Source organism: Moraxella sp., assembly GCF_024227015.1.
GTDB lineage: Bacteria > Pseudomonadota > Gammaproteobacteria > Pseudomonadales > Moraxellaceae > Moraxella.
Window position 1 is genome coordinate 1 of sequence record NZ_JAAELD010000189.1, and the last position, 607, is coordinate 607.

A 607-nucleotide genomic window follows, 5' to 3' on the forward strand; every position below is an offset into this window, starting at 1 on the left:
AAAGATCTGATCGCCTTTGACGGCAGCCTTTTTCAGGTGCTGCAGTTGCCACCAAAACCTTTACTCACCACAAGGCGCCCACAGAGGGGATCGGCCAAACAAAACCCTTTACCCATTGCCCAGCTAATCCAACAAAGCCTTAAAGGAATTTGCCATGAGTGAGACACAATCTTGTCAATCCGAGCAATGGTTGCAAAGCTGGTGTCGAGAACACGGTTTGCCCAAAGTCAGCCTGTCGTTGAGATGTCGCCTGCAGCAGCTCATCGATGCGTATCTGCAGTGGATGAAAGACCAGGGCCACCCTGACAGTACCCGCGACGATCACCAACGCGAACTTGAGCACTTTATCGCATTTGTGCAACACGGCCGCTGGGGATGGGATCAGATTTTTAGCCTTGATGTGCTCAGCGCGTTCAAAAAACAGGTGGGCAAAAGCTACGGCCGGGCGATCAGAGCACTTTCGTGGTATTTGTTTATTCACCAAAAAATTAAACGGCCCATCGAAAAGCACTTTGTGCTGCTGCCGCCCGTCTATGAGCAGTATCTGGCCTATCGGCAAAAAAGCGGACAGGTAACTGAGCGCACCGTCAAGCAAATACGCCGGGTG

Annotated in this window: 1 protein-coding gene; it reads left to right on the plus strand. The window is 51.6% G+C overall.

The features are described from left to right. Positions 1 to 154: 154 nt before the first annotated feature. On the plus strand, positions 155 to 607 hold a 453-nt coding region (locus GY683_RS04250; RefSeq protein ID WP_297287563.1), incomplete at its 3' end, for a hypothetical protein.